General features: G+C 55.4%; 5 protein-coding genes and 1 pseudogene. 3 read left to right on the forward strand and 3 right to left on the reverse strand.

Translation table 11 applies throughout. The features are described 5' to 3' along the window. Positions 1-17 precede the first annotated feature (17 nt). Together RGAI101_RS20890 and istA are read left to right on the forward strand one after the other, a co-directional pair. Positions 18-1,105 (forward strand): IS3 family transposase gene (locus RGAI101_RS20890; protein WP_085980057.1). Its coding sequence is split into 2 segments (ribosomal slippage): positions 18-279 and positions 279-1,105, totalling 1,089 coding nucleotides; the frame shifts between segments, so codons are not numbered across the junction. A gap of 275 nt (positions 1,106-1,380) precedes the next feature. Next, positions 1,381-2,277 (forward strand): annotated as a pseudogene (gene istA, locus RGAI101_RS20895) (IS21 family transposase); the annotation flags it as partial. 279 nt (positions 2,278-2,556) lie between these two features. Here the strand turns inward: istA and RGAI101_RS20900 are convergent. From RGAI101_RS20900 to RGAI101_RS20910, 3 genes are all read right to left on the reverse strand, one after another. Beyond that, complete coding sequence (locus RGAI101_RS20900; RefSeq protein ID WP_008230325.1) at positions 2,557-3,441, reverse strand: nickel/cobalt transporter; 885 nt, start codon at positions 3,439-3,441, stop codon at positions 2,557-2,559. Then, a complete protein-coding gene (locus tag RGAI101_RS20905) occupies positions 3,426-4,076 on the reverse strand; it encodes a DUF1007 family protein (protein ID WP_037230590.1) in 651 nt (216 codons plus the stop codon). Before RGAI101_RS20905 ends, RGAI101_RS20900 begins: the two co-directional genes overlap by 16 nt. Positions 4,077-4,382: 306 nt before the next feature. Beyond that, positions 4,383-5,585: a Fic family protein gene (locus RGAI101_RS20910; RefSeq protein ID WP_037230642.1), complete on the reverse strand. Its 1,203-nt coding sequence runs from the start codon at positions 5,583-5,585 to the stop codon at positions 4,383-4,385. A 556-nt stretch (positions 5,586-6,141) separates the two neighbouring features. Between RGAI101_RS20910 and RGAI101_RS20915 the strand changes: the two genes are divergently transcribed. Next, on the forward strand, positions 6,142-6,652 hold a 511-nt coding region (locus tag RGAI101_RS20915), incomplete at its 3' end, for an IS6 family transposase (protein ID WP_037230592.1).

The raw sequence follows: 6,652 nt of genomic DNA on the forward strand, positions 1-6,652 counted from the left end.
AACTGAGGAGATTTACGATGAAGAATGGACGATATAGCGACGCGCGGATCATGGCGATCTTGAAGCAGGCGGAGGGCGGCGTGCCGGTTTCTGAGCTGTGCCGTGAGCATGGCATGAGCAGCGCCAGCTTCTACAAATGGCGGGCCAAGTTTGGCGGGATGGACGCGTCATTGATGTCAGAGATGAAGGACATGGCCGACGAGAACCGTCGCCTGAAGCGCATGTATGCCGAGATGAGCATGCAGAACGATCTGCTGAAGGAAGCTCTTGGAAAAAAGCGCTGAGGCCGTCTCAGCGAAGAGAGATGGCCATGAACGCAGTCGCACAACATGGGGTCAGTATCGCATTGGCTTGCCGCGCGTTTCAGATCAGCGAGACGTGTTTTCGATATAGCCCTGTTCTGAGCGATGAGAATGAAGAGATCGCTGACTGGTTGGAACGCCTGACAGCCAACAAGCGTAGTTGGGGCTTTGGCCTATGCTTCTTATACCTGCGCAACGTGCAGGGTTACGGCTGGAACCACAAACGCGTCTACCGGATCTACTGCGAGTTGGAGCTGAACCTACGGATTAAGCCCAGGAAACGCTTGAAGCGGGACAAACCCGAACCACTGGCCGTGCCTGACAGGCCAAATGAGACGTGGTCGATGGACTTCATGGCAGATCAGCTCGCGGATGGTCGATCAATCCGAACACTGAACGTCCTGGATGACTTCAACCGCGAGGGTCTGTGCATCGAGGTAGACTTTTCGCTGCCAGCGGAGCGCGTTGTGCGCAGCCTGAACCAGATCATTGAATGGCGAGGTCAGCCGCAGACAATTCGTGTCGACAACGGCCCGGAATATGTCAGTGGCAAGCTCATGGAATGGGCTGAGAAACGCAACATCCGGCTTGAATACATCCAGCCGGGCAAACCCCAGCAGAACGCGTATATTGAACGCTACAATCGCACCGTTCGCGGCGAGTGGCTTGGGCAATATATCTTTGAAACGATTGAGGAGGCACAAGACCAGGCGACTGAATGGCTCTGGACTTACAACAATGAGCGACCCAATATGGGTATCGGCGGCATGACACCCGCCATGAAACTGAAAACAGCCGCCTGAATTCTACGGCTGGACCCCATTAAAAATGGGGGGATTACCCAAGGACCGACCCTGCGCTCAGTTCTTCAAGAGATGGATGTTGCGCGAGATGTTTCCCTAGAAATGGTCGCGCTCAACGATTTCTCCTCGAAAGTGCCTGCTGCGGACGCTTTTGAGTATGACTGTTGATTTCCACTCAGAAGTGCCCCGGGTAGCGGCATAATTTCCATTGAGAATTGACCCATGTGACCCTTCCCTCAGCGCCATGCGCAATGGGGGACATTGGAGTGATACACATGGGACTTTTGAACATCATCCGACGTATGGCTTTGCGAGAGAAGCTGCCGATCCGCGAGATTGCGCGGCGAACTGGAATGTCACGCAACACCATCAAGAAGTATTTGAATGCGGGCACGATTGAGCCGCATTTCGCGACGCCTGAGCGGCAGAGCAAGCTGGATCCGTTCGCTGACAAGCTGGCCGGCTGGCTGAAGACAGAGGGGGCCAAGTCTCGAAAGCAGCGGCGCACGCTGAAGCAGATGCATGCCGATCTGGTGGCGCTCGGCTTTGACGGGTCCTACGGCCGCGTCGCCGCGTTTGCACGGAACTGGCGGGCTGATCGGCAGCGGGAGCAGCAAACGACAGGTCGCGGCACCTTCGTGCCCTTGGTCTTCCGTCCGGGGGAAGCATTCCAGTTTGACTGGAGTGAAGATTTTGCCGTTCTGGGCGGTGAGCGCACGAAGCTACAAGTCGCCCACATCAAGCTATCACACAGCCGAGCCTTTCTGGTTCGCGCCTATCTGCTGCAAACGCACGAGATGCTGTTCGATGCCCATTGGCACGGGTTCCGGGTCTTCGGCGGCATCCCGGGGCGCGGCATCTACGACAACATGAAGACGGCGGTTGATCGTGTCGGTCGCGGAAAGGAGCGACAGGTCAACATGCGCTTCCTTGCGATGGCAAACCACTACGTGTTCGAGCCCGAGTTCTGCAATCCAGCTGCTGGCTGGGAGAAGGGGCAAGTCGAGAAGAATGTGCAGGATGCCCGGCACCGGCTGTGGCAACCGATGCCAAGCTTCCCCGATCTTGTTGCGCTGAACGATTGGCTGGAACAGCGATGTGTCGCGTTATGGGGCGAGATCCCGCATGCTACGCTGCTCGGCAGTGTTTCTGACGTCACCGAAACCAAAGTCGCCGTCAAATCACTGAACCGCATGACCGAACTCGGTCATGCGGTCTATGAGCGTCTGATCTGAAACAGTGGGAAAGGGGCCAGCATGCCCTCAAGCTGATCCGTGCAACACGACCTCCTGCCGTTAGCTGTGTGATGAAAGAACGATAGCTTGGGACAATGGGACATATGCCAAAAAGGTTCGTTTTTGGGAGGCTAAAAACCAAAAACCGTTCAGCCGAAATTCTGTAATAAAGGTGGGATCGCAGATCGCGTTGTGGGCTTTTAATCCTCTGGCACCTTACAGCGCCCGAAAAAGCAGTCCGACTGCGAGCATGACAACAATTCCACCGGCCAATATCTCCACCATTGCGGCCAACATTGCAGCACGCGGTGACTTGGCGAACCCGGCCAGTACACCGCCGCGCAACGTACCTGCGCCGAGCCCAACTGCAATAGTGACTGCCGCTGTGCCAAGTGCCATAGCGAAAGCACCGGCAACACCAAGAGCACCTATTCTCATCTGCCAAGTAATGATCAACACGAATAGCGCACCTGTGCAGGGGCGGACGGCAATCCCTGCGATGAGCAACAGAGCCTCCCGCAGTGTTCCAGCTTTTTCGACTTCTGCAATTGTTGGCCCATGAGCATAGCCACAACTAGCACAGGCTGCGACCTCCTGATCATGCGCTGACACGGGTCGCAGGTGACCGAGCCCGCGCCAGACAAGCCAGCCGCCGATCAGCGCAATGGCCGCATAGCTAACAGGGGCCATGATGTCTTCTGTCACACCCACCATCGCCTCCCGCCCAAGGTTCAGCAGGGTTACCCCGGTATAGACCAACGCCACTGCCGTCACCGCTTGTCCAAGCGAAGATGCCAACGCGATAAGCGACAGCCACAACAGCGGCACGCCCCGCGCCATGCCATATCCGCCGATCAACACCTTGCCGTGCCCCGGCCCTGCCGCATGCGCCAGCCCATAGGCGAAACATGCCGAAAGCAGTGCGAAAACCGCACCCGGCTGTTCTGCACGGGCGGCACGCAGAGCACTGGCGATTGCGTTCTGAAATGCCCTTTGTTGGCCTGCGACCCAATAGGCGAGGCGGTCGAAACTGCCGCTCCACCACATCGCCAGCAGCCCGATCAGGACCGCGATGCCTGCCAGCGTCAGGACGCGCCGCATATCACGATCACGCTGCCCGCCATCTGCGCGCCAATATTTGGCAACCCGGCATCCTGTGGATCCGCTTGGGCATCCAGAGTTGCAAGCTGCGCTTGAAGTGCCCTCAAGTCGGTGTCCGGATCAGGGGCTTTCTGCCGCACGTGGCACACGCCACCCCCTGTCACTGCCACGGGGCCAGTCACCTCATAGGCAGAATAATAGGTCGGGTCATAGGCTTTCATGATTAGAGTTTTTCCCGGCACTAGCGGAACTTCGAGAGCCCGAAGGTGCGTTGTTGTGATGCGCCCATCCGCAAAGCTGGCCGTGACTTCTTGCGGTCCTGACAGAGCAACGAGGTTATCGCCTTCTGTCACCACCAGATCGCCATTGAAACTTTCGTCCCATTTCATGTCAAAGCCCGTTAACCTTGTAATCTCCTCCTCGGCCAACACGCCATCGCCATCGCTGTCCAGCGCCATGTCCTCGGTGATTAGCAATGAATAGAAATCATCATACTGCCAGATCACCCGCACATGCGTTATCTGCCCGGTATCGTCGAGGATCAACTCGAATCCAGTATCGATGAAAACATGCGGATGCGCGGCCACTGGCAAAGACGTCAAGCTGGTTAGGATTAGGATCAGAATTGGTCTCATGGCCCTTAAATAGCGGTCGCGGCGTGGTATCGCAATCGCCCGCACGACCCACTGGCACTTGTCGGCCGATCTGGACAGATCGGCTGCACTGCAAGCGATCCTCAATGCCAGTGAATATCATGATCATGAGCCCTCTGGTCCCAGAGGTAGGCTGGTTGCCGTTGAAGGTTACTTTTGCAGTAGGGTTGTGACTGAGACGCTTGTAGAGGGTGCGGCTATGGAAGCCGTTGAGCTGAAGTATGGCAGTTTCCACACTGCACAGGTGTCGGCCTTGCACATCGAATTCAAATTTTTAAGTGCGGTATGTCACTCGGGGAGGTCAGCGTCTGCGAAAAGGTTCGGAAACAAACGCTCGCGATAGTCTAACGGAAAAGCAAGCCGAACTGGGGTTTTGGGAGAAGCAGAAGTCAGGTACCCGGCAGTAGTCAGCTTTTTAAGAGTATTTCGCGATGTCCGCTCTGACGTCTTGAGAACGACCTGTGCGTCGCCGCGGTCGAGCATCCCGTGGCGTAAGACAGCCGATATCAGATCGGGGGCGCGCTTGTCATCGATCGTATCCGCCACAAGGCGGCGGTAACGCCTATCCAATCCGGCAAGATCGAAAAGCTTGGCTGAAAATGTGATCTGATCTAGCGAAACATTCAGGAACCACGCTGAAAACGTTTTAAGTGCCGCTTCTGACAGATTGCCGCGACCGTCGCGGTCCCCGCGTCGAGGGCTATCGGCGAGATCCATCATCCGTTTGTACTCGCCGCGGTCCTGCAGTCCACGTGCAAGTCCACGCGAAATGGACCACAAGCCTTGGCCACCAATGCCTGCATTGAGTGCCATTGCATGGGACATCAGACGGCTGACACGGCCATTGCCGTCAGGGAATGGGTGTATGTAATTAAGGCGATGATGGGCAGATGCGATTGCAATAATGCGGCCGCTCGCTGAGCGCGCTGCAATTTGAAAGCGCTTGTCGAAATGCTCCATGAACGTGGCGACACGGGCAGATGATGGCGGGTTATGCCGTCCGACAGAGACTTCTGAATCGCCTTGCTGGCGCATACGACCCGGAACAATAGGCTCAGACGTGCCGTTTGGATGTTCAATGACACGGAACTCTTCGGGCATCTCATCGTAAAAAGATTGATGAACCCATGTTAAGAATTCAATCGACGTCGGTACGGGCATTGTTCCATTGCGGTGCATTTCATCTATGGCACGCTGAACGATGACATGTGCACGTGCTTCGAGCGCGAGCGGGCGGGTCTCTTCTTCTAACTCTGCCCCGGCGAGCGCTTTCTCGATGTCTCGTGGCCGCGTGTTGTGGCCTTCTATCAGGTTGGAATAATAACAGTTCATAACACGAACCAAGTCTGCCAGTTCAGCTGCACTATCTGGATGCAAGCCTTGTCCAAGCCCACTTGCCTCGCGCTGGATATCAACAGAGAGGTCAGCCAACTCAGCTGGGATGTGTTCCTCGAAGAAACAGGGTTCTATTCTGCCTGGTGTTTCCAGCATTTTTTGCCGATCTTGATTTTTCATAAAGCTGCATGTTTATAGATCTCAATCTATGTTTATGGCAAGCCTTTGCCGATGTTGGCTGCCGATGTTGATTGCCGAATATGCAAGCAGTCCACTGTGTCACAGGCTAACATGCTTTCCATGACGCCTTTCATGTCAGCTGAATAGTTTTGGCAATATAGATGCAACTGATGCCAAGGTGCATATCCTTTGTATTGATGACCGTTTCAGGTTCGTTGGAGGCCATCACACAGACCATCACCGCAACGCGACGCTTGCTTCACCTCAAATCCACCATGCAATCAAACAGGCCAGATTAGCACGTGCCATCTCGCGGCTGCCGACTTTGTTCAGCACTCGTTCGAGTGAATTCCTCAAAGTTGAAGTGCTATTTGGGCAACAACTACCATCGGTTGAAATTTTGAGTGTATGGCCACACTTGAGCCTAATGCGCTTTTCATAGATTCATGAAGTGGGAACGCCCGTAATTGGGGGCCCGCAACAGGGGTATTGCCAAGTTGTTGACAGGGTTTGGTAGAGGTATGTCTGCCTCATGAACCTTCCAATCGATTTGCCGCCCCTGAAGGGCTTCCGCTACCCACGTGAAATCATCGCGCTCGCTGTCTGGGCGTATCACCGGTTAGCCCTGAGCACGGCTGATGTTGAAGACCTATTGGCTGCTCGGGGTGTGATTGTCAGCCGGGAGGCGATCCGACTGTGGGTTAATCGCTTTGGGTCGCATTTTGCAGATTGCATCCGCCGCGAACGTCCGCGGCCGAACGACAAGTGGCACATGGATGAGGTCGTGATCACGATCCGGGGCAAGAAGCATTGGCTGTGGCGCGCGATCGACGCAGATGGAGACGTTCTCGATATTCTCGTGCAGACACGTCGGAATGCCAAAGCAGCAAAGCGCTTTTTCCAAAGATTGGTTTCACAGTTTGGCGAGCCGAGGGTGGTCATAACCGACAAATTGCGCAGCTATATCAAGCCGGTCAAAACACAGGCTCCGAACGCTGACCACCGGGCCCACAAAGGCCTAAACAACGCGATAGAAGTTTCGC

Origin of the sequence: Roseobacter sp. GAI101 (genome assembly GCF_000156335.1) — a bacterium.
GTDB lineage: Bacteria > Pseudomonadota > Alphaproteobacteria > Rhodobacterales > Rhodobacteraceae > Sulfitobacter.

Excerpts from the sequence above, each read along its gene's own strand:
- RGAI101_RS20900 (WP_008230325.1), bottom strand. The coding sequence starts at position 3,441 with ATGCGGCGCGTCCTGACGCTGGCAGGCATCGCGGTCCTGATCGGGCTG.
- RGAI101_RS20905 (WP_037230590.1), bottom strand. The coding sequence starts at position 4,076 with ATGAGACCAATTCTGATCCTAATCCTAACCAGCTTGACGTCTTTGCCA.
- RGAI101_RS20910 (WP_037230642.1), bottom strand. The coding sequence starts at position 5,585 with ATGCTGGAAACACCAGGCAGAATAGAACCCTGTTTCTTCGAGGAACAC.